Source organism: Pseudomonas sp. P5_A2_2 (assembly GCF_054177685.1).
In genome coordinates, this window is record NZ_JBGCUL010000666.1 from 1 (window position 1) to 2,517 (window position 2,517).

Here is a 2,517-nt window from a genome sequence, read left to right on the forward strand (position 1 = left end):
CGGCGGTGACGTCCAGTCGGAGCAAGCGCACGTCGCTCAGGGCTTCCATGACATTGGCTTTGCCGAACACCTGTTTTTCCATGACCTTGCACGACACACACCAGTCGGCATAGTAGTCCAGCAGCACCCATTGGCCCTGAGCCTGTGCGGCGTCGAGTTCCCGTTGCAGTGCCTGCGGATCCTTGATGGTGGTGAAGGCATCGTGGCCAACCGGCACGGTGGCCACCGCCTGGTTCGAGGCGCGGAAGACCTGCAATGGCTTGAATGGATCGTCGCCACCACCGGCCGCACCGATCACCAACAGGCCACCCCACAAACCGAGCAACAACGAGCTGGCGCCAAACAAGTGTGCGATACGGCCGAAACMTTCCGACTGTTTCCAGGCGCTGTAGGCCGTGATCAACAGCAGCGCACCGCACAATCCGACCCACAGGGATTCGTCCAGCACCGGCCGCAGCATCAGCAACGCGGTGGCGAGGAACAGAAAGCCGAAAATGCCTTTGACCAGGTTCATCCAGGCGCCGGGTTTGGGCATGAAGCGATTGCCGACGGTCACCAGCAACAGCAGCGGCACGCCGATACCGATGCCCATGGCGAACAGAATCAATCCGCCATGCAACGCGTTACCGCTTTGCGCGATATAGAGCAGGGCACCGGCCAGCGGTGCGGTCATGCACGGGCCGACCAGCAGGCCGGACAGCGCCCCCAGCACCCCGGCGCCGATCAGGTTGCCGCCACGTTGATTGCGCGAAACGTTTTCCAGGCGATCGCGTACGGCCACCGGCAGTTGCAGTTCGAAGAAGCCGAACATCGGCAGCGCCAGCACCACGAAAATCGTCGCGAAACTGCCCAGCAACCAARGGTTCTGCAGCCAGGCTTGCAGATTAGCCCCGAGGGATGCGGCCAGGACACCCATCGCCGCATACACCAGCGCCATGCTGACCACGTAACTGCTGGCCAGGGCGAAACCGCGTTTGGGTGTGGCGCCACTGCCGACGATCAACCCGGCCAGAATCGGCAGCATCGGCAACGAACATGGCGTGAAGGCCAGCAGCAGGCCCAGGCCGAAGAACAGCAAAAGGCTCCAACCCAGCGCCCGTTGTTGCAGGCTGCTGGCCAGCGCCTGGTCCGGTGCTTCATTGGCCGCACTCTGCGCATTGGCGTTGCCCAGGTCCACGACTCTGGTTTGCGGCGGATAACACAAACCGGCATCGGCGCAACCCTGGTAACTGACCTTGACCGTGCCGCTGGCACCCGCCGGAATCTTCAGTTCCAGACCCTGGCGGTAGACTTGCTGTTCGCCGAAAAACTCGTCGCTGTGGGCTTCACCTTCCGGCAACGCGGGATGCTGCCCGACAGGCAGTCCGTCGAATTTCAAACGTTTCTGGTACAGGTAATAGCCATCGGTGATCTGCCAATAGAGCTGGGTTTCACCGGATTCCAGACGTTCGGAGGTAAACGTGAAGGCTTTATCAACCGGGAGAAATTCAGGTTTGGTGTCGAACGGATTGGTTCCCGCCTGGGCCAGGCCCGCGATCAATAGGGTAAAAAGTAAAAACAGACGATGCATGGATAAGCCTTTGCCCTGTGCTAATGAGGTGCACAGTGGCGGGTGGCGATTAACCGATGATTAACCGCCCCGGCCTTGTGGCGGTGGCGCTTGCGGCATAATGTCGACTTAATCGGTCAATGGCTTGATAGGCTTTATTTCTACGAGGCTCCCCATGCACGTACTGGTTTGCGAAGACGATGAACTGATCGCCAGCGGTATCGTCGCCGGTCTGACCGCCCAGGGCCTGACCGTGGAACACGTCGCTACGGCGTCCGCTGCCCGGGCGATGCTCAAGGTGGCGGAGTTCGATGTCATGGTGCTCGACCTCGGGTTGCCGGACGAAGATGGCCTCAAGCTACTGCAGCAATTGCGTCATCAGGGCCTGGAGTTGCCGGTGCTGATCCTCACCGCCCGGGACTCGGTCACCGACCGCGTCGATGGCCTGCAAGCCGGCGCTGATGATTACCTGCTCAAACCGTTCGACCTGCGTGAGTTGGCTGCACGCCTGCATACGCTGTTGCGGCGAGTGGCGGGACGCAGCGTCAACCTGATCGAACACGGAGCCCTGACCTACGACCCGAGCAGCCGCGAAACCATGCTCGCGGGCCAACCGGTGGACCTGTCGCGTCGCGAGCAGTCATTGCTGCAAGCCTTGCTGCATAACCGTGGCCGGGTACTGTCCACCGAGCAACTCAAGGACAGCGTCTACGGTTTCAACGACGAACTGGAAAGCAACGCCCTTAACGTCCATATCCATCACCTGCGGCGCAAACTCGGCAACGGTATTGTCGAGACGGTGCGCGGCCTGGGCTATCGCCTGGGGCCGGCTGATGGCGGAGAAGAATCGAAGTGATGAGTCTGCGTTTGCGCCTGAGCCTGACGCTCGGCGCCGCATTTGCCTTGATCTGGGCCTTGGCCGCGGCCTGGATGCTCAGCGATTTGCGCAATCAAATGATGTTTTCCCT

General features: G+C 61.0%; 3 protein-coding genes. 2 read left to right on the forward strand and 1 reads right to left on the reverse strand.

What is annotated here, in order from left to right; genetic code table 11:
• Positions 1–1,570 (reverse strand): protein-disulfide reductase DsbD (dsbD, locus tag ACXRVY_RS23910; protein WP_458238418.1); only part of this gene is annotated, 1,570 nt, incomplete at its 3' end.
• A 154-nt stretch (positions 1,571–1,724) separates the two neighbouring features.
• On the opposite strand from dsbD, the gene ACXRVY_RS23915 reads away from it, so the two are divergent.
• The gene (locus ACXRVY_RS23915) at positions 1,725–2,405 is read left to right on the forward strand and encodes a response regulator (RefSeq protein WP_223463465.1); all 681 of its coding nucleotides are present in this window, start codon (positions 1,725–1,727) and stop codon (positions 2,403–2,405) included.
• On the forward strand, positions 2,405–2,517 hold a 113-nt coding region (locus ACXRVY_RS23920; protein WP_236040118.1), incomplete at its 3' end, for a hypothetical protein. The genes ACXRVY_RS23915 and ACXRVY_RS23920, both read left to right, overlap by 1 nt.

Excerpts from the sequence above, each read along its gene's own strand:
- ACXRVY_RS23915 (WP_223463465.1), top strand. The coding sequence starts at position 1,725 with ATGCACGTACTGGTTTGCGAAGACGATGAACTGATCGCCAGCGGTATC.